Source organism: Mucilaginibacter xinganensis (assembly GCF_002257585.1).
Taxonomy (GTDB): Bacteria; Bacteroidota; Bacteroidia; order Sphingobacteriales; family Sphingobacteriaceae; genus Mucilaginibacter; species Mucilaginibacter xinganensis.
Window position 1 is genome coordinate 5188820 of the sequence record NZ_CP022743.1, and the last position, 24947, is coordinate 5213766.

The 24947-nt window shown below is 43.4% G+C and carries 18 protein-coding genes; 8 read left to right on the forward strand and 10 right to left on the reverse strand.

Features of this window, described 5'->3' with window-relative positions; all coding sequences use genetic code 11:
• Positions 1-9: 9 nt before the first annotated feature.
• Positions 10-2418: a GumC family protein gene (locus MuYL_RS22555; RefSeq protein ID WP_094572699.1), complete on the reverse strand. Its 2409-nt coding sequence runs from the start codon at positions 2416-2418 to the stop codon at positions 10-12.
• A 15-nt stretch (positions 2419-2433) separates the two neighbouring features.
• The gene (locus tag MuYL_RS22560) at positions 2434-3243 is read right to left on the reverse strand and encodes a polysaccharide biosynthesis/export family protein (protein WP_094572700.1); all 810 of its coding nucleotides are present in this window, start codon (positions 3241-3243) and stop codon (positions 2434-2436) included.
• Positions 3244-4170: 927 nt separating this feature from the next.
• On the opposite strand from MuYL_RS22560, the gene MuYL_RS22565 reads away from it, so the two are divergent.
• Positions 4171-5706 (forward strand): glycoside hydrolase family 32 protein, encoded by a 1536-nt coding sequence (locus tag MuYL_RS22565; protein WP_094572701.1) that lies wholly within the window; start codon positions 4171-4173, stop codon positions 5704-5706.
• 70 nt (positions 5707-5776) lie between these two features.
• Here MuYL_RS22565 and MuYL_RS22570 read toward each other — a convergent pair whose 3' ends face one another.
• Positions 5777-7474: a hypothetical protein gene (locus tag MuYL_RS22570; protein ID WP_211710204.1), complete on the reverse strand. Its 1698-nt coding sequence runs from the start codon at positions 7472-7474 to the stop codon at positions 5777-5779.
• Positions 7475-7654: 180 nt separating this feature from the next.
• Positions 7655-8536: an AraC family transcriptional regulator gene (locus MuYL_RS22575; RefSeq protein ID WP_094572702.1), complete on the reverse strand. Its 882-nt coding sequence runs from the start codon at positions 8534-8536 to the stop codon at positions 7655-7657.
• A gap of 453 nt (positions 8537-8989) precedes the next feature.
• Between MuYL_RS22575 and MuYL_RS22580 the strand changes: the two genes are divergently transcribed.
• The 6 genes from MuYL_RS22580 to MuYL_RS22605 are packed head-to-tail and all read left to right on the forward strand — an operon-like array spanning position 8990 to position 15202.
• A complete protein-coding gene (locus MuYL_RS22580; protein WP_094572703.1) occupies positions 8990-10264 on the forward strand; it encodes a TIM barrel protein in 1275 nt (424 codons plus the stop codon).
• A gap of 20 nt (positions 10265-10284) precedes the next feature.
• A complete protein-coding gene (locus tag MuYL_RS22585) occupies positions 10285-11670 on the forward strand; it encodes an FGGY-family carbohydrate kinase (RefSeq protein ID WP_094572704.1) in 1386 nt (461 codons plus the stop codon).
• Positions 11667-12401 carry a (Fe-S)-binding protein gene (locus MuYL_RS22590; protein ID WP_094572705.1) on the forward strand — a complete coding sequence of 245 codons (735 nt, stop codon included), beginning with the start codon at positions 11667-11669 and terminating at the stop codon, positions 12399-12401. The genes MuYL_RS22585 and MuYL_RS22590 overlap by 4 nt, the downstream gene beginning before the upstream one ends.
• Position 12402: 1 nt before the next feature.
• A complete protein-coding gene (locus MuYL_RS22595; RefSeq protein WP_094572706.1) occupies positions 12403-13782 on the forward strand; it encodes a lactate utilization protein B in 1380 nt (459 codons plus the stop codon).
• The gene (locus MuYL_RS22600; RefSeq protein ID WP_094572707.1) at positions 13779-14369 is read left to right on the forward strand and encodes a LutC/YkgG family protein; all 591 of its coding nucleotides are present in this window, start codon (positions 13779-13781) and stop codon (positions 14367-14369) included. The genes MuYL_RS22595 and MuYL_RS22600 overlap by 4 nt, the downstream gene beginning before the upstream one ends.
• Positions 14370-14374: 5 nt before the next feature.
• The gene (locus MuYL_RS22605) at positions 14375-15202 is read left to right on the forward strand and encodes an SGNH/GDSL hydrolase family protein (RefSeq protein WP_094572708.1); all 828 of its coding nucleotides are present in this window, start codon (positions 14375-14377) and stop codon (positions 15200-15202) included.
• Positions 15203-15235: 33 nt separating this feature from the next.
• On the opposite strand, the gene MuYL_RS22610 is transcribed toward MuYL_RS22605, so the two are convergent.
• The gene (locus tag MuYL_RS22610) at positions 15236-15625 is read right to left on the reverse strand and encodes a hypothetical protein (protein ID WP_094572709.1); all 390 of its coding nucleotides are present in this window, start codon (positions 15623-15625) and stop codon (positions 15236-15238) included.
• Positions 15626-15783: 158 nt separating this feature from the next.
• Between MuYL_RS22610 and MuYL_RS22615 the strand changes: the two genes are divergently transcribed.
• Complete coding sequence (locus tag MuYL_RS22615; RefSeq protein ID WP_094572710.1) at positions 15784-18255, forward strand: glutaminase family protein; 2472 nt, start codon at positions 15784-15786, stop codon at positions 18253-18255.
• An 87-nt stretch (positions 18256-18342) separates the two neighbouring features.
• Here MuYL_RS22615 and MuYL_RS22620 read toward each other — a convergent pair whose 3' ends face one another.
• From MuYL_RS22620 to MuYL_RS22640, 5 genes are read right to left on the reverse strand one after another with little or no spacing between them, the layout of a single operon-like run.
• On the reverse strand, positions 18343-19254 hold the full coding sequence (locus tag MuYL_RS22620) for an SDR family oxidoreductase (protein ID WP_245845698.1): 912 nt from the start codon (positions 19252-19254) through the stop codon (positions 18343-18345).
• 2 nt (positions 19255-19256) lie between these two features.
• Entirely contained in the window at positions 19257-20033 is a 777-nt protein-coding gene (locus tag MuYL_RS22625) for an enoyl-CoA hydratase/isomerase family protein (RefSeq protein ID WP_094572711.1), read from the reverse strand.
• A 50-nt stretch (positions 20034-20083) separates the two neighbouring features.
• Positions 20084-21895: an AMP-dependent synthetase/ligase gene (locus MuYL_RS22630; RefSeq protein ID WP_094572712.1), complete on the reverse strand. Its 1812-nt coding sequence runs from the start codon at positions 21893-21895 to the stop codon at positions 20084-20086.
• Positions 21896-21932: 37 nt separating this feature from the next.
• Positions 21933-23726, reverse strand: coding sequence for an acyl-CoA dehydrogenase family protein (locus tag MuYL_RS22635; protein ID WP_094572713.1), 1794 nt, complete (start codon positions 23724-23726; stop codon positions 21933-21935).
• Positions 23727-23755: 29 nt separating this feature from the next.
• Positions 23756-24931 carry an acetyl-CoA C-acyltransferase gene (locus MuYL_RS22640; RefSeq protein WP_094572714.1) on the reverse strand — a complete coding sequence of 392 codons (1176 nt, stop codon included), beginning with the start codon at positions 24929-24931 and terminating at the stop codon, positions 23756-23758.
• Between the last annotated feature and the right edge of the window lie 16 nt (positions 24932-24947).

Below are 24947 nucleotides of genomic sequence, written 5' to 3' on the forward strand. Positions count from 1 at the left end.
AAAGGTTTTTTATTTTTTGATAAAGATTTTGGCTATTCCTTTGAAGAAAGTACGGTACCCGGTTTTAGCAACATTTTCAGTATAACCATAGCTGTAAGCCTGACCATACCCCTGGCCGTACCCCTGCCCATACCCCTGCTGCAATATCCCTCTTGGCTTTAATCCATTGAATATGATATTTAAATTATTAAGCTCATCATTGATGTAAATCTCATCAATCATTTTTAAGTACATTTTTGGTGTATAATGATGACGGACAATATAAAGGCAAACATCAGCGTAGGTATTGAGTAGTTTAGCGTCAGTAACCAAACCGGCCGGAGGTGAATCTATCAGGATGTAGTCAAAGTCGGCTTTTAGTTCATTGATCAAAATATCTAATTTTTTATTTAAGATCAGTTCAGTAGGGTTTGATGGTATTGCTCCTGACGGAAGAATATATAAGTTTGGAATTTCGGCCAAAGGTTGTATGATGTCATTAACGGAAGCCATTCCGGCTAAATATTCTGCAATCCCATCACCACCGGGCATATTCAGCATTTTGCGAAACTTAGGCTTGCGCAAATCCAATTCAAGCAGGGCTACCTTTTTATTTGCCAGGGTGAGGGTTATTGCCAGGTTGATAGCCATAAAGCTCTTTCCTTCGCCTGATATGGAGGAGGTCATAAGGATCACCTTATTATCGTCATGAATCCCAAGGTTCCCTAAAGACGTACGAAGCGACCTGAATTGTTCGGCAATCACGGTTCTGTTGCCATCCCTGATCACTATCGGCTCATTTCCGGGATCAAACAAGATCTCGGCAATTACCGGAACGTTAGTGGCGCGTTCAATGTCTGAACGGAAAAGCACCAGGCGGCTGTAAACCTCGCGGATAAGCACAAAGAATATTGCCGCAAAAGCACCGATAACTAAAGAAATAAGGTAGATGTTACTTGCAACCGGCTTTATTGGAGTGGGATTACTTTCGGCAGCATCAACAATACGGCTGTCGGCCACGGTTGAAGCCAATGATAATTGTGTCTCTTCGCGTTTTTGAAGTAAAAATGTATAAATGCCGCTTTTAATAAACTGCTCCCTGCTGATTTCCAGTAATGCCCGTTCTTTTTTTGGAACCTGTTTTAATGATGTGGTGAGCCTGTTATTATCGGCCTGTAGCTGAATGCGGGATGCTAACAAATTTTGACGAATGGTACGAACATTCTCAAGAATACTTGGCTTAAGCTGCGCAATCTGCGTTTTTATTTCTATGATAGATGGTGAATTCTCCCCCGAAATCTTTCGCAACCTGTCTAACTGAAGATCCTCGTCATAAAGCTTTAAAAGCAGTTGTGATAACAACGGATCTGTAATTATCGCAGTTCCTGGCACCACACCCGGGTTATCGGCTTTTCGAACGATATATTTTTCAACCTGATCAAGCACAGATAACTGAATATTAATTTCATTAATTTTAAGATCGCTGGCCTGAACGCTCGACAAAAACAATTTACCTTCTTCAGAAACATCAACAATATCCTCTTTCGTTTTATACTGTTGGATATCCCCTTCTACCTTAGAAAGCTCACCCGTAACTATCTTAAGCCTGTCTTCTAAAAAGGCAAGCGTTTGAGCCGAAATTGTATTTTTGTCTTCAATTCCGTTTTTACTGTAAATATTTATCAGATTATTTAAGATGCTCTCTGCCCGTTCCGGGTTCTGATCTACAAAATTTAATGTAATAACAGAAGATTGCTTTGAATTAGCGCTTAAAGTAAACGAACCGGAGAGGCTTTTAGCTACAGCCTTTACCGATTTTAAGAGAAGGAAAAAAGGATGCTTTTCCTGATTTTGCGGCGGAGCATTTGTTGTAGTGTCTGACCGTGTTATCTGAAAAATGCCATAGGGCGTACTCACGGGAATATTTAAAGCATAGTTTTTCCCTTCCATTTTAACAACGCCCTGTGCTGGTAAGTACTCAAACGGAATGGGATGGGAAGCATTCTTAATCTTATCCGGATATAGTGCAATAAAATTAACCGGGGAGGATGGAAATGATAAAATGTCTCGTACCTGGCCTTTTTGGTAAATTTGGGCATATAACCCCATATTTTTTACTACCTGGCGCATTAAGGAATGTGATTTTAATACTACAAGTTCATTTTCGACATTTTTTTTTGAACTTGAGATATTTAAAGATTCTAATACATTGGAACCAGGCTCACTGCTTTTATCATCCTTTAATACAATAGATGCGCTGGCTTCATAAATAGGTGTTTGATAATGGAGATATACCCAGCCGCCAATAACTGACAGCGCAAATGTCAATAAGAAAACAGGCCAGTAGGGTAAATACCGGTGCGCAATACTTATAAAAAAGTTCTTTGATTCGTCAAGCTCAATAGACTCTGAACTTTCCTTCTTTCGGGTGTTGGTCATTAATAGGGGTATTATCTATCGATGGAGGGCAAAAGTTAATATAAGGGTAAGTACCGATAAGGCACTTAGCGCAATCGGAAGCACCTGGGTACTGCGGTCAGTTAATCCCGCTTTAGCATTGTTAGGCGTAACGTAAACAATGTCTTCATTTTGCAGGTAATAAAAATCTTTATCAAACATCTGATCATTGTTGAGGCTAAAACGCTTGTAAATCAATTTATCCCCGCTGGAACGAATCAACAATACGTTGTCCCGTTTACCGTAGGGCGTTAGATCGCCGGCCAAACCGAGTGCTTCGGGAAGCGTAATCTTTTCATTGGGAACTGGAATAACGCCTGGGCGGGCAACTTCACCAAGCACGGTTATTTTGTAGTTGAGAATGCGCACCGTAACAATCGGATCCAGCGCAATTTTTTTATCAATCAATTCCTTCGTTATTGCCGTTGCTAATTCCTCCTTGCTTAATTCATTGGCTTTAATTTTGCCTATGAGCGGCAAGGTAATAGTTCCATTTTCATCAACCAGGTAACCACTGATGGGACCGCCCGCTGAACCACCGCCTGACGAAGCTGCGCTGGCTGCAGACGAGCCATTTGCCGCATTTAAAACAGCCATTGCCTGCACATCCAAACTTATTATAGTGATTTGAAGCAAATCATTTTTATTGATCTTAAATAATTTGGGCGTAGCTTTAATTTGAATGGTGGTATCTCTTGGAATGTTGTTGAAGTACACCAACTTTTTACTGTTTACGCATGAATTTAAAGTTGATAATATTATATATCCTATGAAAAGAAGGGATAAGTGAGGTTTTACTTGTTTCATATAGCTTCGCTGATCTCAGTCACAAAATATTAATTTGTGACTAAGTTTTTTTAGCAATTGCAAATATATAATTTCAAAGTTACGGTGCAATTTGTTTCAAATATTCTAATAAAATTAATTTTCAGAGTAAAAAAAAAGCTATTAATTGTGTTTTTTTTACAAAAAGCATAAATATTGAAAAATATAATTATATTAACGAAATCGATTACAATACTTCTTTATTACGCTATTATACCAACAAATTGATTAGTAAACCAGCAGAGTTTCTTGACGTATCATTTAGCCGTAAATTCTTAGAGATGTTGAAATACGGACTCCATACTTTTGTTATGATTTTAATTCTCCTGTTTCCGGTCCCAAATCATTATTATTAATCAAATAATTGCCGGTTAAAGGTAATTTTTAAATTATTTGCGCTCTTACGTTAACTGCTTTATTAAAGTTTCAATTAAATTGAAAAATATTGCCTCTTTATGTGCAAAAATTCTTTTTGTATTAGTTGTGCCAGCCTTATATAAATATAACATCTTCCTTTTTTTAACTATTTGTAACAAACATAAAATGCTTCTTAAATACATACAAAAATGACTGCAAACCACAAACGTATTGTCTTCCAGCCGCTTAATCTAAACACACAGTAATCGCTAGCGAATTAATAATTATTTTTATTAATTTTTCAGGGGATAAATAAAGTCTCCGACGGGTAGGAATTCCGCAATGATAATAAACTCCTGATATTTGGTTTTTTTAAATTATTTTAGATTTTTAATAACGCTGGGGTTGAAAGTATAGCATCATCTATTTTTTTCTATTTCCTGTACTATCTTAAACCCTCAAAAAACAGTGATATGGTAAATAAACACAACCCATCTGTGTTACCCGCAAACAATAAATAAACCTAATAGTAGATATAAATAAGATACTGGCATGAACAAGGTGAAAATTTTAACTGTAATACTTGTTTCCCTGGCACTAACATCTTTTGCCCAGGAAAAGGTCGTCCCAACCCCTCAATGGAGGCCCGCTTATCACTTCTCTCCCCCTGCTAACTGGACTAATGATCCAAACGGATTGATTTATTTAAACGGGGTCTTCCATTTGTACTATCAGCACAACCCTTTTGAAAATAAATGGGGACACATGAGCTGGGGACATGCAACAAGTAAGGATTTGGTTACCTGGAAAAATTTACCGGTGGCTATTCCGGAAGCTGTAAGTAAAGATACCGTCACCTGGATCTACTCCGGCTCCGCCGTTCTTGATAAAAACAACAGCAGCGGCTTCGGCAAAAACGGGAGGGGCCCACTGGTAGCCATCTTTACTGCCGATCAACCCAAACAGCATAAAGAATCGCAGTTTATTGGCTATAGCAATGATGGCGGATTGAGCTACAAAATGTATGCGCATAATCCGGTCATCGACTTAAACATGCGTGATTTCAGGGACCCTAACGTGTTTTGGTACGCACCCGCCAAAAAGTGGATCATGACTGTTTCTATGGTTGATGATCATTTGGTGCGGTTTTACGGATCGGAAAATTTAAAGGACTGGACAAAGCTAAGCGACTTTGGGCCGGCAGGCTTCACAAAAAATGGGTGGGAATGCCCGTCGTTATTGCCATTGGCTGTGGATGGAAATCCTGCGAATATTAAATGGGTTCTGTTTGTATCAGCCGGTGGAGATCATGGCCCATTCATGCAGTATTTTGTTGGTGATTTTGACGGGGTTACTTTCAAAAGCGACTATGCCAATGATAAGGTGCTGACTGTTGACTACGGCGATGCGTTTTATGCAGCTATAGCCTGGCGCGATGCCCCCCAAAACAAAAAAATATTGTTGGGCTGGCTGCAAAGCGGGAAACCTGAAACTTATCCATGGAAAGGGCAAATGTCCATCCCGCATGATCTGTCGTTAAAAACAAGCCCGGATGGTTTAATACTTCAGCAATTACCATCTGCAATAGTTACCAACGCACTGGCAAAGTATGCTGCCGGGAAGGTGCTTGTAAAAAAGAATTTAAACTTAAATGCATCTGCTATAAAATTATCCGGCCGCAACAGGTTTAATAAAAACGCCTATTGGATTGACGCCGCGTTCAGTATTAATGATTCAAAGATAACCGGCTTTAACGTTACAGAAAAACCAGGTTCGGGCAGGACGGTGACAGTTGGTTATGATGCCGAAAAGGAGGTGCTTTTTGTAGATTGTACAGGTTCTGAAAAGGCCAACAAATCGCCCGAACACCTGGTACAAACAGCACCAATGAAAGCAGTTAACGGACTGGTAAACATCAAATTATTACTTGACAAATCATCGCTTGAAGTTTTTGGCAACAACGGAGAACGGGTAATCTCTACAATGATCTACCCGGATAAGGATGCCACCGGGCTTTCTGTTTTTTCGGATGGAAAAGCAACTGTTAAACTTTTGAAAATTTGGGATATGGCGCTAAAAGGTAATTAATTGTAAAACAAGCAGCACGCCCGGTGCATTTCAGCTATTAACGCGCTCCTTGTTTTTTATTTTTATATCCTTATTTCCCTGTAACATCAGCCATATTCAAAACAATCTTGTTCTGCTGAGGCTTTAACCTGAATACGGAACCGTTGGAAGGCTTTGAGAAAGACCCACGGGTGGCCTTTAGTCGATAGCCGGTTTTTTCAAATCGGCTATTGATTTGCGCGGGGGTTATTTTAACAAAAGGCAAAACAGTCTTGTCGGCTGCATTTAAATCCAGATACCAGTTACATAATGTTTTACCAGTAAAATTAATTTTAACTTGTGTTTCGGTAAAATCAAATTCTAATGCTCCGTCTGCATTTGTTAATGGCCACCGCACATGCAGGGTACCATTAGCCTTATTGGTAAATTCAGGATTGCCACCTTTTAATAAAACCTCGTTCCCATCTTTTAAAACCTTGAAACGCAGCCCTGCAATTTGGTTAGGCTTGCTCCAAATATAGCCATCAACAACAGGAAGCGTAAAAAATGTACACTCATTTGATGTAACTACCTGTGTTTCGTACACAGAAGGGAATTTTTCATCGAAAAGGTGAATATCGCGGATGCGAAGACTGCCATTTTCCCATAACAAATTGATGCGGTAAAACCGACTATCATACCACGCGGTTTTTAAATCACTGCCTTCTAAATCCTTGCTAACGGTAAAAGAAGTTGCAGGTGTAACCTTATATTTCTTTTTAAACCATAGTCCGGATTGTTCCATAGTTTCTACACGTATCTTATGCTCGTCCCGTAAGGTGGCCATTAAAGGCATCTGGATTTCCAGCCCTTTTGCCATTGCATCCCAGGTAAAGGAATTTTCCTGCCCGGCCTGGGTATAGTTAAAGCCAAGCGCTTTGTCGTCGGTAAACGATTTAAAGAACCAGTTCACCCATGTGGAGTCGCCTCCGCCGAATTTATAAACAGGCTCCAGCGTTACTACCCCCTGACGGGTTGTTCCTAGTCCATTATCATACTGGCGGATAGGATCGCTGCCAAGCATCCTGAAAATAGGTACCGGAATTTGATTTTCGGCATGCTGGGCCGGCATATATGAGTTAATTTTGCTTGGATAATAAGCCTGGTTCCAATAGCCGCCCCATAGGGTGTAACCATCGGTACCGTATTGATCCTTACAATTTGCAGACGCCACGATATGATATTTTTTGTACATGTAATTAAGGCTGTAGGCATCAATAAACCATGATGCAACCGATTTTGGATAATACCCAAAGATCTTTTGAAAGTCTTTCATGTAAACATCTATCAGCTTTTCACGCTCCTTTGGGGTATATCCGGTAGAAAACCCGATATTCGCCCGCCAGTCCCACGGATAACGTCCGCGCCACTTAAGCCCTGCATTTTCAACCAGCGGCTGCGGAATCTCCCACCATGCACCGATCTCAAATGAACCTTTTGGAAGGCCCGCCAACAGTACCTGGTAGCGTTTATCAAGCAGCGCATCATACTGCAAAAGGAACGTGCCGCCAAGGTGGTATTTTTTCATTATCTCTACCTGCTTCACCACGGTTTGGTAAAGCACTTCTTCGGTTATCTGCGGGTCGCGCGGTTCAAGCAGGCGGATAAAATTTACGATGTTTACAATTTTGGGAGTAGTGTCCTGCGTTGCCTTGCCTGCTGCGGCTGATGACAACACACCTAAACAAATTACACTGCCCGCTGCAAAGGCGGCTAGCTTTTTAAATGCTATACGTTTTATTAATATCATAATAAATAATGGTGGCACTTATTATAAGGCCATGTTACGTGTTCACCAGGTTTTTATTGGTTTTTTTTAAAATTTACGGCTTACAGCAGGCTAAAGTAAATAACTATTTGTAGCATACCGTCCTTAACAGTCTCCTCCCAAATGATATGAAAACAGCTGCATTTGTTTTTGGGATGAGGGTTACAGTCCCAATGCCCGTTTTCGGTAGTCAGTCGGCGTGATGCCGGTTTTTTCTTTAAACAGCTTAGTGAAGTAAAAATAGGTGTCAAAACCTAATAAATAGGCAATTTCTTTAACCGGCATTGTAGGGTTAGTTAGCAATTCTTTCGCCCGTTCAATCTTAAGCTGAATGTAGTATTGACCCGGCGATAAGCCGGTATATGCTTTGAAAATTTTTCGGAACCATGAATAGCCGACCTTCAATTCGTCAGCTGCCATCTCAGCCGAAAACCCTTTTTCGATATTAGCGCGGAACAATAAACGCGCCTTATTTATAATGATCTCTTTTCCTTCATGTCCGATGTCATTTTGCCGGGTAATGGCATGAAAGCTCCCCATCAGGTGAAGTGCGGCGCCGGCAATAAGCTGCTGATAGCCAGTAATTTCGTTCCTGGTTTGTTCAATTATAGTACTGAATAACGAAAAAATACTTTCTTGAAAACCAATGTAAAGGCAGGGATTACTTCTGGAGATAAACTTTTTTTTCGCCAGGTTATCTATGATCTCCCCTTCCAACCCTATCCAATATTCATCCCACCCGGTGTCCTTGCAGGGCTTATACCGGTGCCTTTCGCCGGGGAAAAGGATAATGATCGTTCCGGCTTTTATTTCCTTACGGGCGCTGCTGTCCGATTCAAAAAACCCTTTGCCCCTGGTTATATAAATAACCTGATATTCATTAAGCACCCGCCCGTTATCCCAGTTAAAATAATAATGGGCGGGATGACTCGTTACCGGGTAAAGGCCTTCAGGCTCTACGTGCGTGCAGCCCGTATTTAAAACGCACAACCCCCAGCTCTCATCCTCCTTGCTAACCGGCAGGTATTTGTAATAATTAATCATCTCTGTTTTAAATTAATTATGAATGGGATAAACAACACTTTTCAGCCTGGCATATTTATCCTAAGCCAATCTAATTTGGTTGCGTCTGTATTACCGGAAATTAACGCCCGCTAAAATAACGTTTCGGCATTAAAAAAATACAAATTCTGATAACGCCAGTTGGTTTGTGATACGCTATCGTACTTTAACCGGACATGCTTCAAACACTATTGTTGCCCGTGACAGACAGGGACAGTTAAATAAATACTTCGGTTTATACTTGCATTAATCTTTTATAAAACCAATTTCTAAATATGCAGCCTGTTGCTGATATCTTCCATTTTTTTGGCAGCTTTACTTCAGATACATTGTATATTCACCATAAAGAACAAATCTTTACAGCAGCTTCGCAATAAGCAGGTAGTTAGCAATCGTTTTTATAAAGACCACTAAAACCAATATAACCAATAAATTATGCAATTAGAGAAGTATATTATTGATGAGCACAACAATGAATTAATTGATAAGCACCGCCGCAACCTTGAACAGGTTGCCGAAGGCATAAACGGTTTAGATGCTGTTTTAAAAAAATTAGCTGCCTTTAACATTGCCATACCCAGTTGGGCACTTGGCACAGGTGGAACAAGGTTCGGGCGATTTTCTGGCGGTGGCGAACCGCGCAGCCTGGAAGAAAAAATTGAAGACGTTGGTGTTATCCACGCACTTAACCGTTCAAGCAATTCCATTTCACTTCACATCCCATGGGATATCCCTGAAAATGCTTCGTCTATCAAGGCACTTGCTTCACAGCTGGGCCTTCACTTTGATGCGGTAAATTCCAATACTTTCCAGGACCAGCCCGACCAAAAACACAGCTACAAATACGGGTCGCTTCACCACGTGGATAAAGCGGTACGTGAGCAGGCTATTCAGCACAATATAGAAGTAATTAATTACGGGGTTCAGTTGGGCTCAAAAGCTTTGTCTGTCTGGCTGTCTGACGGGTCAAATTTTCCGGGACAGTTAAATTTCCGCAAAGCCTTTCAGAATACACTGGAAAGCCTGCAAACCATATACGATGCATTGCCTGATGACTGGAAAGTTTGGATAGAATATAAACCTTTTGAGCCGAACTTTTATTCTACCACCATTGGCGATTGGGGACAATCGCTGTTACTAGCCAACAAACTGGGCGGTAAGGCGGCAACGCTGGTAGACCTTGGCCACCATTTGCCAAACACCAATATTGAACAGATAGTTTCGTTATTGCTGATGGAAGGCAAACTGGCCGGCTTTCATTTTAACGACTCGAAGTACGGGGATGACGACCTTACGGTGGGCAGTATCAATCCTTACCAGCTATTCCTGATATTTAATGAACTGGTTGAAGGAATGGACACGAGAGGAATGAACCATTCTACTGCTATAGGCTGGATGATAGATGCGTCGCATAATGTAAAAGACCCTATCGAAGACCTGCTGCAATCAGTACAGGCAATTAAAATTGCCTACGCTCAGGCGTTGATAGTTGATAAAAAAGCGCTTACTGATGCGCAAAACAATAACGATGTAGCACTTGCCCAGGAAATATTGCAGGATGCTTACCGTACTGATGTAAGGCCTTTAATTGCGGAGGCAAGCTTAAGGATGGGCGGCGCTCTAAATCCGATAAGTACCTTCAGAAGGCTTAAAGTAAGGGATCAATTGATTAAAGAGCGGGGTACCCAAACTGTAGCTACCGGTTTGTAGCCGATTTATTCTTTAAAAAAATGAGCGCCATACCAGTTATAGCCATATTTGACGTTGGTAAAACCAACAAAAAACTATTTTTATTTGACGACAGCTACAAAATAGTTTTTGAAAAATCCGCGCGCTTTATTGAAACAGTTGATGAAGATGGCTTTGCTTGCGAAAACATCGAGAGCCTGCGCCTGTCGGTTTTTGATTCCCTGAGCGAGGTTTTCAGAATGAAAGAATTCCAGGTAAAAACAGTGAACTTTTCCGCGTACGGGGCCAGTTTTGTTTACATAGGTAATGATGGAAAACCAGTTACGCCACTCTATAACTACCTTAAGCCTTATCCCGAAAGCTTGAGCGATGAGTTTTACAAAAGTTACGGAGGCAAGGAACATTTCAGCATGGAAACCGCATCACCTGTTTTAGGCAGCCTGAATTCAGGGCTGCAGTTGTACCGGCTTAAGAAAGAGCAGCCTGCAGTGTTTAACAAGGTAAAGTATGCGCTGCACTTGCCGCAGTACATGAGCTTTTTACTTACTGGGAACGCCTGTTCTGATTTAACCAGTATTGGCTGCCATACAGGCATGTGGGATTTTAAAAAAGATCGTTATCACGAATGGATTCAGCGGGAAGGAATCTCTGTAAAACTTCCCCCTATTGTTCCGGCAGATAAAGTTTCGCCTGCACTTTTTCCGGGTACCGGTTATAAAGTTGGCGTTGGCCTGCACGACAGTTCAGCTGCACTGATCCCCTACCTTGTGAATTTTAGCGAGCCTTTTATATTAATTTCTACCGGCACCTGGTGCATTAGCCTGAACCCTTTTAACCAGGAGCCACTTACCATTGAAGAGCTTGCAAACGATTGTTTATGTTACCTGCAATACCAGGGAAAGCCGGTAAAAGCATCCCGGCTATTTTCGGGGCAGGAGCACGAACAACAGGCTAAAAGAATTGCTGAGTATTTTAACCAGGACGTAATCAAATACCGAAATGTTGTATTTGATCCGGAATTGGTAAGCCACTTAAAAGCGAGTTCACAGGAGCCGTTAACTTCCGGCACCATCAATAAACAATCAGGTTTCGGCAAACGGGACTTAGCTGAATTTAAAGATGATATTTGCGCTTACCATCAATTGATGTTCGATCTGGTTAAGCTCCAGGTTGAATCGACCAGGATAGTGCTCAAACACTCAAGGGTAAAAAGGCTTTTTGTTGACGGCGGGTTCAGCAAGAACAGCGTGTATATGCATTTGCTGGCTAAAGCTTTCCCCGGAATAGAAGTTTTTGCCGCGTCAATGGCGCAGGCTACTGCTGTTGGGGCGGCCCTGGCCGTACATAAAGAGTGGAACAGGAAAATTATTCCGAACGATATTATAAATTTGAAATATTATTCGGCTAACCAAACAATTGCTATATGACCGTTGGCTTATTTATTCCCTGTTATGTGGATCAGTTTTATCCCGGCGCTGCTATAGCCACCCTGGAACTGCTGGAAAAACTTGGTGTAAATGTGGTTTATCCGGAAAACCAAACCTGCTGCGGGCAGCCAATGGCCAACTCCGGTTTTGAACACCTGGCAGACGGCTGTAATAAATTGTTCCTGAAAAATTTCGCCGGGTTTGACTACGTGGTGGCCCCGTCAGGCAGCTGTGTGCTGCACATAAGGGAACATTTGCACAGTGACGATAAACCCAACCTTGCCACAGAATTAAGTCAAAAAGTTTATGAGTTAAGCGAATTCCTGACAGATGTACTGAAGATAACCTCCCTGCCCTCAAAATTCCCGCATAAAGTAGGCATGCACCAGAGCTGTCATGGCCAAAGGGGCCTCCATCTTTCACAAATGACCGAGCTTGTTGCTCCCGATTTTTCAAAACCGGGACGGCTTTTACAAATGGTTGAGGGAATTGAAATAATTCCGCTGAGCAGGAAGGATGAATGCTGTGGTTTTGGAGGAACGTTTTGCGTTACCGAAGAAGCGGTATCTGTAAAAATGGGAAAAGATAGGATTGAAGATCATCTGCAGCACGACGCTGAATATATTACCGGCGTCGATATGTCATGCCTGATGCATATGGAGGGTATTTTAAAGAGGCAGGGCAGCAAAGTAAAAGTGCTGCACCTGGCAGAAATATTAAACGGAAAATAAAATGCAGGCAGAAACAAAAGATCACGCGGAACTGGCTGCAATTTTTAATAAGGATGAGGCCCGGGTTGACTGGCACGATGAAACCCTTTGGTGGGTTAGGCAGAAAAGAGACAAGGCTGTTCATGTTTTACCCGAATGGGAAACATTGCGCGAAACAGCCTCGCAAATAAAAAACAACGTACTTTCAAACCTGAGTGAATACCTGCAGCAGTTTGAGGCCAATGCACAGGCAAACGGCATTATTATCCACTGGGCAGCGGATGCCGCCGCCCACAATGCCATTGTACTGGAACTGTTACTGGCAAAGGGCATCCGTAAACTGGTAAAAAGCAAATCAATGCTTACCGAGGAGTGCCATTTAAACGAGCACCTTGAAAGCAATGGCATTGAGGTAATAGATTCTGACCTTGGTGAACGGATTGTACAGCTTGCCAAAGAACCGCCAAGCCATATTGTATTGCCCTGTATCCATAAAAAAAAGGAGGAAATAGGCGACCTGTTCCACACCCACCTGGGAACGCCAAAAGGCAACGCGGATCCGCAGTTTTTAACGGAAACTGCCAGACAGCACCTGCGAGAAATTTTCCTGACCCGCAGGGCCGCATTAACCGGCGTAAATTTTGCTGTGGCACAAACCGGGGAGTTTGTGGTATGCACCAATGAGGGCAACGCCGATATGGGCGCACACCTCGCTGACATCCATATTGCCAGTATGGGAATTGAAAAGATCATCCCCGAAAGAAAGCACCTTGGCGTATTTTTAAGATTGCTTACCCGCAGTGCCACCGGGCAGCCTATCACAACTTATTCCAGCCACTTTGCAAAACCGCGCCAGGGAAAAGAGATCCACATTATCATTGTAGATAACGGCCGCACGATACAGCTGGGTCGCGAAGATTTCCGGAACTCGCTTAAATGCATCCGCTGCGGGGCGTGTATGAATACTTGCCCAGTTTACCGGAGGAGCGGCGGGCATAGTTATCATACCGCAATAGCGGGCCCGATAGGCTCCATATTAGCCCCCAATCTTGATATGGAAAAGTATGCCGACCTGCCTTTTGCATCAACGCTATGTGGTTCCTGCACCAATGTTTGCCCAGTAAAAATTGATATTCACCAGCAGCTTTATAAATGGCGGCAGGTGATTGTTAAAAATGGTTATGCCCCGGCAGCCAAAAAAGCAGCCATGCAGCTCATGAGCCATACATTATCGTCGCCGGCAGCATATCATACCGCCGGTAAAGCTGGCAGGTGGGCGCTTAAATATATTCCCTTCGCCGTTAATAACAAGTTCAATACCTGGTACAGGCAGCGCGATATGCCCGAGCCGCCAAAACAATCATTTGGCGAATGGTACCATAAAAACAGGAAGAAAAAATGACGGACAGGGAAAAAATATTAAAAGCTGTGTCAGCAAACCAGCCGGAGCGCTCAGCCATACCGGAGATGAACTTTTCAATAAGCACCCCGGATAACCTGTCCGAAAAATTTACGGAGATCCTTACAAACATAGGCGGGCATGTAGTAAAGACAGGCAATTACCAGGACATTATTGAATATATTAAATTACATACAACAGGCCCGCAAAGGGTTATCAGCACTATAGCACAGCTATCCGCAGTGGCTGAAAAACCAGGGAGCGACAGCCTGCCACATGAATTACAAGACGTTGAGCTGGCTATAATAGGCGCGCATTTTGGTATTGCCGAAAATGGTGCAGTGTGGGTAACCGAACAACTACTACCCCAAAGAGTATTACCATTTGTTTGCCAGCACCTTGTAATTGTTTTAGCTATTGATAACATAGTGGCTACTATGCATGATGCCTACGAAAAAATAGCCGATAGCCAATATGGCTTTGGGACATTTATTGCAGGCCCGTCTAAAACAGCCGATATTGAACAGTCGCTGGTACTGGGGGCACACGGATCGCGCAGTATGATTGTTTTTTTAATGACAGGTGAATAGAAACCATGAAGAAAACAGGGATAATATTATTGGCGATATGCCTGCTAAGTTCATTTAAGCCCAGGGAATTAACGTGGATCGCCATTGGCGATTCCATCACTTACCTCAACAATCACCTGGATGAAACAGGCAACCGCGTATCAAAGGGATACCTTACAGGGGTAACTGAACAACTTCCTGGTATCCATTACATTAACCAGGGCCATAATGGCTGGACAGCAGGTAACATTGCAAGGCAAATAGACAGCCTGGGCCTGGTAAAAGCCGATATATATTCTGTTTTTTTAGGAACCAACGACTGGTGGGCAGGCAGGCAGGTGGGAACGCTCAATGATTATAAGGAGAACACAGGCAATACCACCGTTTATGGTTCATTCCGCATTATTATTGAAAAGCTGCATACTTTAAATTCTACAGCCAAAATTGTACTGATCACCCCAATGCAGCGCAATGATTTTGTTTACTTTTTCGACCATAACAACAATGCGTACGGATCATACAAAGCAAAAAACGGGCAAACACTCGAACAATTTGCAAACGCAGTGGATTCCATCGGGCAATATGAAAAAATCCCGGTGGTTGATCTTTACCATAACAGCGCCCTTAAAATAAATAAACTGGTGAATTTTAAGCGGCTGAAAGATCCAAATACGGGAACGTATCATGATTATTCATTTCCGCAATCAACAGCCATTCCGTTTAATGCTAAAACTGATGAATATCCTTATCCTGAAAAAGCGGTTAATCTTACTTATGATGGCCTGCACCCGTCAGACAAAGGAAACGCCGTTATAGCAAAATGCCTGGTTAGGGAATTCAGGAAATTTAAATAGTTTATATGCGTTAAAATAAACAACATTTAATACTTACAACACGGGCTTTGCAACAAACATACCGCTATAATATTTGCGGTAGGCATAACCTAAAAACAGGTTGGGCACCATTAATGTAACGCCCATTAGCCAGCCGGAAGGCACTAAAAATGTATGGAACAACAAAACATTTAGACTTATTGGAAAAAGCACGACAGCAAAAAAAGGCGCATACCTGTTTATCATTAAAGCCAGGCCGCCAATTATTTGAATAACTTTTAACATAGGATAAAAGTAACCAGTACCTTTTAGGCCGGCAATAAAGGCTCCCGCCGCCCCTGTATGCAAGGGCTGGTAAGGAATAAAATGAAGAAAGTAATCGAGGCCAAAAACAACATAGAGGAACCCGAGCAGCATGCGAAAAATTAGTACCGTGGTTTTCATTTAAAGATATTTCAAATATTAATTTAATCAAAACTTGGTATTTAGATCGGTATTTTCAAATATTGATAAATAAAAAGGCAGCTGAGGCAGCCAATATTTGAAACCTGCTTTTTTATAGCATGATTTGACAATTACCAATAAACACTTACAACTACATTATGAACAAACTTATTAAAAATGCCTTTTTTTTGTTTTTGCTGTTGCCCGCTTACTCGGGTTTTGCCCAGGCAACCAAGGCCCCCGCCTATCCTTTAATTACACACAATCCTTATTTCAGCATCTGGTCGTTCTCCGACCAGCTTAACCAATCAACAACGCATCACTGGACGGGTAAGGACCAGTCATTAATTGGCTTGATAAAAGTTGATGGCGAGGTTTACCGTTTTATGGGCAAGGAGCCAACTTCCTATAAAACCATTTTACCCGCTGCCGACGAGGAATCTTATACCTGTAAGTATAATGAACTGCTTCCCGGCGACGGATGGACCGCCCTTAAATATGATGACAGCGCGTGGAAAACAGGCAAGGCCCCTTTCAGCGATGATAAAGACCGGGCAAAAACGCTATGGGAAAGCAAAGAGATTTGGGTACGCCGCGTATTTAACTACAGCAAAAAAGATATCAATAAGCTGTTCCTGAAAATACACCACGATGATGATGCGGAAGTTTACCTGAACGGCGAGAAAATAAACGTTAGCAATGGTGCCAATGGCGACCTGCAATATTTTCCGCTTGCCGATGATGTGGCGGCTAAATTAAAAGAAGGCGAAAACGTTTTGGCAATGCACTGCACCAATACCGGTGGCGAAGCATGGCTGGATGCCGGCCTTTCAGACGAATTAAAACCAACCGGGCATGCCGACTTAAAGATTGCAGAGCAGGCCAAAGTGGTAATGAACGCCACCCAAACTATTTATGATTTTAAATGCGGCGGCACCGACCTGCAACTCACTTTTACGTCGCCGCTGTTAATGAATGATTTGAGCATCATGTCGAGGCCGGTATCATACATTAGCTACAAAATAAAAGCAAACGACGGTAAGGAACATGCCGTTAAAGTATTTTTCAGCGCATCGGCTGATGTATCGCGCAACACCGCTTCGCAGCCGGTAACTACAAAAAAATACGCCTCGGGTAATTTATCTGTGTTAAAAGCCGGTACTATTGAACAGCCCATCCTGCAAAAAAAGGGCGACGATTTACGCATTGACTGGGGATATATGTACGTAGCCGTGCCCAAATCATTTAATGCGGCGCAATACATAAGCGGTGCTAATGATGCCGTTGAAGGTTTTTTTAAAGGAGATGTTAAATCAGCGCAAAAGCCCGGCATCAGCCCGGTTTTAAATACGGTGATCTCTTTTGGTAGTGTTGGCAAAAACGCTGTAGAAAAATTTATTGAAATGGGTTATGACGACATCAATCCTATCCAGTACTTCGGTGCCAATTTGAAGCCATGGTGGAAAACCGCCCAAACCAAAACCATTGAACAGGTACTTGCAAAAGCCGCTGCTGATTACCCGGCAGTAATTAAAAAGTGCGAACTTTTTAACAGCACCATGTATAAAGATGCCGTGAAAGCTGGCGGCGAACAATACGCAAAGCTTTGTGTAATGGCGTACCGGCAAAGTGTTGCGGCCCACACTTTGGTAAAAAGTCCGCAGGGTAAATTGCTTTGGCTTTCGAAAGAAAACTTTAGCGGCGGCTTTATTAATACGGTTGACGTTACTTATCCTTCGGCCCCGTTATACTTGCTATATAACCCAAAGCTGCTGGAGGGCATGCTGAACGGCATTTTTTATTTTAGCGAAAGCGGCAAATTTCAGCGCAACTATGCAGCGCATGACTTGGGCACATACCCGCTGGCAAATGGCCAGAAGTATGGCGAAGGTATGCCGGTGGAAGAATCGGGCAATATGATCACTTTAGTGGCTGCAATAGCAAAGGCCGAGGGCAATACTGCTTTTGCAAAACAACACTGGATCATCTTAGGCAAATGGCTAAGCTACCTGGTAAACGAGGGCTTTGACCCTAAAAACCAATTATGTACCGATGATTTTGCGGGGCACCTGGCACGCAACGCAAATTTATCAGTAAAAGCTATAGTAGGCATTGCCTGTTATGCCCAGTTAGCAGAAAAAATGGGCGAGGCAAATGCAGCTGCCAGGTATAAAAAAATAGCAAAAGATATGGCCGGCAGATGGGCAACATTGGCAAATGATGACGACCATTTTACCCTTGCATTTGGCAACAAAGGTACCTGGAGCCAGAAATACAATATGGTTTGGGATAAAATGTTAGGTTTAAACCTGTTTCCGCAAGCCGTTTATGACAAAGAGGTTAAATTTTATTTGTCCAAGCAAAATGAGTTTGGACTGCCGTTGGATAGCCGCAAAACCTACACAAAAAGCGACTGGATAATGTGGACAGCAACGCTGGCTAAAAACAAAGCCGATTTTAAAGCACTGGTGGCACCGGTTTACAAGTTCGCCATCCAAACCCCTACCCGCGTACCTCTAAGCGACTGGCATGAAACCAACAGCGGAAAGCAGGTTGGCTTCCAGGCCAGGAGCGTTGTTGGCGGTTATTTTATAAAAATGCTGCAGGATAAATGGACAAAAACCAAATAAAACCTGTTAATCAGCTATAATAAACAAAGGCCTTCAAATTATTTTGAGGGCCTTTGTTTTTAATTATCAGCGTTATCACAGTCGATATCAACTGCCTTTGGCCGACCTGGTAAGCTGTTCAATATTGTCCCACATCTCGCCGGATACCATTTCGAGTCCATTAAACTGGCCTGCCCCCTGTAGCCATTCGCCGCCGTCAATAGTTATTACGTCGCCATTGATATAGCCCGAAAAATCGGAGACAAGAAAGGCGGCGAGATTTGCTATTTCCTGGTGTTCACCCACCCTTTTTAGGGGCACACGATTTTTAAAATCAAATTTTTCAGCCATTTCGCCTGGCAATAGCCGCTCCCATGCCCCTTTGGTAGGGAAAGGCCCAGGTGCAATAGCATTGGTGCGGATACCATGCCGGCCCCATTCCGCAGCGAGCGAGCGCGTCATAGCCAGTACGCCTCCTTTAGCACAGGCAGAAGGCACCACATAACCCGAACCCGTAAAAGCGTAAGTAGTTATAATGTTTAAGATATTTCCGGGCTGTTTGTTACTGATCCAATATTTACCCAGGGCAAGCGAACAATTAACCGAACCCTTTAATACAATATCAATTATAGTAGAAAAAGCATTGGCCGAAAGCCGCTCTGTTGGCGATATAAAATTGCCCGCAGCATTGTTAACCAAAGCATCAACCCGGCCAAATTGCTCAATAGCTGAATTTAGCACGTTCTCTACTTCGTCGTAATTGCGTACATCACAGGCAACAGCCAAAACCTTTCCACCCGTTGCCGTTTCCATTTCGGCGGCTGTTTTTTGCAGCACCTCAAGCTTTCGGCTTGTTATCACCAGGTTAGCGCCCAATTGCAAAAAGTAGGTTCCCATGGCTTTTCCCAGCCCGGTGCCGCCACCCGTAATAATTATGGTTTTGCCTCTGAAAGCATCATCCCTCAACATGCCGCCGGCGGCCGGTAATGCATTCATTTTATTTAAAGGTTGCTGCGCCATAATTAAGCTTGTTTAAGTGACGATGATTTTAAATTTTCAATTATTGCCTGCAAAGTCTTCCGGGTTTCGGGTGCCCACCATTGTTTAAGCATCAGGTTTAATGTTGCCGTTTGGTCAGTATCAGGTGCAGGCAGCAGTTCCTGCCTCAGATTAAGTTTGCTCTGGCGCCAGGTAACCGGGTTCAGTCTCATGTAAGCAGTGATCTTTTTTTCAGCTGCAGCCAGCACATCAGCAGGATCGCAGATCTCATCAATTAACCCATCTGCATAAGCGACCTCAACACTAAGCAACTTGCCCTCCAGTAAATACTGGTAAGCTTTACGTTTCCCTATCCAAAAAGAGTACAGGTTAAAAATTTCACCCGGGACTATAATCCCTACCGGAATTTCATTTAAGCCGATGATAAATTTACCTGACGCCATTACCCTATAATCACAACACAGCGCCAATACACACCCTCCCGCAGGGCTGTGGCCGCTGATAGCTGCAACCATTGGCTTTTTAAAAGCCACCATTACCGATTGCAAGTTTAAAAATCCGGACCATAGCTCCATGCTTTGTTCTTCGTTATAGCTGTAAGCTTCCACCAGGTCGATCCCCGCCGAAAAAAAGCCTTCGCTGCCGGTAATAATTACACCGCCCACGGCATCATCTGCTTCAATATCCTGCATAACTTGCTTAAGTTCCGCTATCATTTCCAAATTAATGGGATTTGAGCGGCCCCTGCTTAGCGTTACAACTGCTACCCCGTCCTTGATTTTTATTTGTAATGTTTTCATTTACGATGAAGTATAAAAGCGCTTTTAACATCTGCTTATTGGGGGTGATACTAGTGGGGGTTGGGCACATGCTCTGCTTCGCCATTATACATCTGTTCAATTTCAGTTTTGAATTTTTCCAAAATAATGCGCCGTTTTATTTTGCCTGTAGGGGTTAATTCGCCCCCGTCAATCGTCCATTCAGCAGGAAGTAAAACAAATTTCTTCACCTGCTCAACGTGGTTAAACTCTTTATTGTTAACATCGATAATCGACTGGAACATAGCAAACACGGCTGGGTTACTCACTATCTCACGGTCAGACGAAAAGCTTAATTTATGCTGCTTGCACCACAACTTCAGGTTAGAGAATGAAGGGACTACCAGCGCCGCTGTGAATTTCCGGTCGGCGCCAACCACCATCATCTGCTCTATATAAGGACTTTCCTTCATCAGGTTTTCAATTGGCACCGGCGCCACGTATTTACCGCCCGAAGTTTTAAAGATCTCCTTTTTACGATCAGTTATTTTCAAAAACCCGTCCTTGTCCAATTCACCTATGTCGCCGGTATGGAACCAGCCACCTTCCAGCACCTCGGCAGTAAGTTCGGGGTTTTTATAATAGCCAACCATAACGCAGGGGCCTTTGGTAAGTATTTCACCATCAGCAGCAATTTTAACCTCCACATTTTCAATCAGCGGCCCAACAGTACCAAACTTGCGCGCCGTGGGGTTATACTGGTTAACAGAAATTACCGGCGATGTTTCCGTAAGGCCGTACCCTTCTAAAATAACCATTTTTGCGGCCGTAAATATTCGCTCCAACCTAACCGGGCATGCTGAACTGCCTACCACAATTGCTTTTACATTGCCGCCTATAGCATTGCGCCACTTGCTGTAAACCAGCTTATCAGCTATTGCCAGCTGCATGTTGTACCAGGTACTGGTTCCCGTATGCTCAAATTGTTCGGCAATTTTTATCGACCATAAAAAAATCTTTCTTTTTATACCGGTAAGTTTTTGTCCTTCAACCAATATCTTTTCAAAAACCTTTTCAAGCAACCTCGGTACTGCGGTAAAAATATAAGGCTTAACCTCTTTCATGTTAAAGCCAATGGTATCCATACTCTCGGCGTAATAAATGGAAAAACCATAAAAGAGATAGATGTATGTACACATCTTTTCGAAAATGTGGTTAGGCGGCAAAAAACTTAATGCGCGCTTTTCCTCCATTGGGATCTGCTCCAGAACATTTCCTGACGAAAAAACGTTGGTCAGGATATTTTTGTGGGTTAACATTACGCCCTTGGGACGGCCGGTAGTGCCCGACGTAAAAATAATAGTGGTTACATCATCTTCCTTAATTGCGGCACTGATTGCATTGATATCCCGCTGCGCGGCATCGGTTAACGGCTTCAGCAGGTCTTCCCAATGGGGACACCCCTCCACCCAATCAAACGAAAAAATGGCTTTCATTGACGGTACATGCCCGCGTGCCGACACTACCTTTTCATAGAGTTCACCAGTGCTTACAAAAATGCATTTCACTTCAGACTCTGCCAGGATCTGTTCAATTTCCTTTAAACTGGTATTGGGATATAGTGGTACCAGTATGGCGCCAATTAGTTGCACAGCAAGATCAACGATGAGCCATTCGGGCCTTCCGCTGCTGATGAGCCCCACTTTGTCGCGGCCCTCGGTAGTTCCATCACCGGCGGATATTCCCATTTCTAACAAGGCGGCGGCTAACTGGTATATTTTTTCATGTACCCCGGCCGTGCTGCTAGCCTTCCAAACCCCATTGACTTTTGCATTCAGCAGGTCGGCCCGGGGCCTCTCTGCCTGGATGCCGATACAATCAAATAATCTTGCCGCGTTCTTCATGTAAGTATTTTTTAAGATCAGTAATGAAGATCAATCCCTAAAAACAGTATTTATTTTCTTCGATGAGTTTAGCAGCAATTCGCCTGCGGGCAGCAGTAGTGTTGATATCGTCCGTTTTTGTAAATCGTTTTAAGCCCGCCATCATCATTCTTCTTTCGTCGCCTTCGGCAAAAGAATTTAAAGCTTCTTTACCGGCCTTAAAAATCTTATCGGCAGCATCACGAATGTACACCTGCATCATATCAATCTGTTCTTTTACATTGGCTTCACCACGCTGCCCGGCTAATTTTTCAACCCTTAGCTGCAGCGATTCGCTTACATAGGTTTCAATCAGCATATCCGCCACATACATTAATACTTCCTGCTCTTTGGCCAGGCTGGCCATTAGTTTTTGAACGGCAGCACCTGCAACCAGCAATACCGCCTTTTTCAACTTGCTTATTATTTTCCGTTCAACTGTAAACAGATCTTCTTCTTCCGTACTAAAATCGGGGATACTCACCAGTTCTGCGGCTACTTTTTGGGCGGGGCCCATCAGGTCCAATTCGCCTTTCATGGCACGTTTTAGCATCATATCAACGGTTAACATGCGGTTGATCTCGTTGGTGCCTTCAAAAATCCGGTTGATCCTGCTATCGCGATAAGCACGATCCATAGGGGCTTCCGCACTGTAACCCATTCCGCCATATATCTGCACACCTTCATCAACAATATAATCAAGCGTTTCTGATGCATGCACTTTTATAATAGCTGCTTCAATAGCGAACTGTTCTGTTCCCTTAAGCTTGGCCTTTGCTGCATCCATGCCGCCTTCAATCAGGCTGTGAGTAGCATCTTCAATATTCTGGCTTGCCCGGTACATGGCTGCTTCTGTTGCATAGGCAAGTATTGCCTGCTCTGCCAGCTTATAGCGGATAGCCCCATATTTAGAGATAGGCCGGCCAAATTGCTCGCGCTCATTGGCGTAACGTATAGATTGTGTGATAACCGACTTTGAAGCGCCCAATGCGGCACCGCCCAGTTTTATGCGGCCCAGGTTCAGAATATTTACCGCTATTTTAAAGCCATTGCCCCGCTCAGAAAGCAGGTTTTCAACCGGCACCTTACAATCATTAAAAAACACCTGCCGGGTTGAGCTGCCTTTAATCCCCATTTTATGTTCTTCGGGGTTTAGGGAGAGCCCTTCAAAGCCTTTCTCAACAATAAAGGCGCTCAGGTTTTCATCGTCATCAATTTTTGCAAAAACGGTAAATACATCAGCAAAGCCAGCATTGGTGATCCACATTTTTTGCCCGGTAATGCTGTAGTATTTACCATCGGCAGATAACGTTGCACGGGTTTTGCCCGAGTTGGCGTCAGAGCCTGAACCCGGCTCTGTCAGGCAGTAAGCACCCTTCCACTCGCCGCTGCCTAGTTTGGGGATATATTTATTTTTTTGTGCTTCGTTCCCATAGTAAAGAATTGGCAAGGTGCCGATACCTGTGTGGGCCATTACTGCAACAGAGAACGATGCCCCCGGGCCAGTTTTTTCACTGATCAGCATTGCAGTTGTAAAATCCTTACCGAAGCCGCCATACTCTTCAGGTAATGAAATACTGAGGATACCCAGTTCGCCGGCCTGGTTAACCAGGTCAACCATTAAGCCTTCTTCCTGGCTGTCAATACGATCCAGGTTTGGCACAACCTTTTGATCAATAAAATCCTGTACGGTTTTCGCGATCATCAGTTGTTCTTCATCCCAGTTTTCAGGTATAAAAACCTGCTCTGCACTTGTATCCTTAATAAGGAACTCACCACCTTTTAAATGTGATTTTTCTGCTACTGTGCTCATGTCTTATATTTTAATGTTTTTACTGCCTATTATAATAATTCAAATATCCCGGCGGCTCCCTGGCCCGCACCTACGCACATGGTTACCATGCCATATTTACCTGCTCTTTTTTTCAGTTCATCAAAAATCTGAACGGAAAGTTTGGCACCGCTGCATCCCAGCGGGTGGCCGAGTGCTATTGCGCCACCATTTACGTTTACTATTTCCTTGTTTAGATTCAGGCCTTTAATAATAGCCAGCGATTGCGAAGCGAAAGCTTCATTCAATTCAAAAAGATCTATGTCGCCCTGCTTCATTCCGGCTTTTTTAAGTACTTCAGGAATGGCGTATAACGGGCCTATGCCCATAATGCGCGGCGGCACGCCAACTACGGCATAGTTAACCAACCGGGCAATGGGTTCCAGGTTATTGGCTTTCATAAAGCGCTCGCTAACCACCATCACAAAAGCAGCGCCGTCGCTGGTTTGTGATGAGTTGCCTGCTGTTACTACACCGCGCGCGTCAAATACCGGCTTAAGTTTCGCCAGCGCATCAATTGAAGTGTCAGCGCGCGGGCCCTCATCGGTATCCATGGTGTATGAGCGGGTATTCTTTTTTCCGTTGTCATCAAGATAGGTTTCTGAAATACTCACCGGCACTATCTGGTCCTTAAACCGGCCTTCTTTAATTGCGCTGATGGCCTTCTGATGCGAGTTGTATGAGAACTGATCCTGCTCTTCGCGGCCAATGTTAAATTCCTTAGCTACAGCTTCGGCGGTAAGGCCCATTCCCCAGTAATAATCGGGGTGGGTTAATGCCACATCGGCATTAGGTACAATGCGCCATCCGCCCATAGGCAGCAGACTCATGCTTTCAACACCACCTGCTATAATGCAATCAGCTATGCCACTGTGTATTTTTGCAGATGCAATGGCAATGGTTTCCAAACCTGAAGCACAGTAACGGTTAACCGTCATCCCCGGTACCTTATCGGTATCCAGCGCCATTAACGAGATCAGCCGCCCTACGTTTAACCCCTGCTCTGCCTCGGGTGTTGCATTACCAACAATTACATCTTCTACCTGCTCTTTATCAACGTTTGGCACCGAGGCCATCAGTTTTTTAATAACCTCCGCGGCAAGCGTATCGGGCCGGGTGAACTTAAATCCGCCTCGGCCGGCTTTTCCAACTGCGCTGCGGCAGGCTGCTACTATATATGCGTTCATTTTTGTTCGTTGTTGA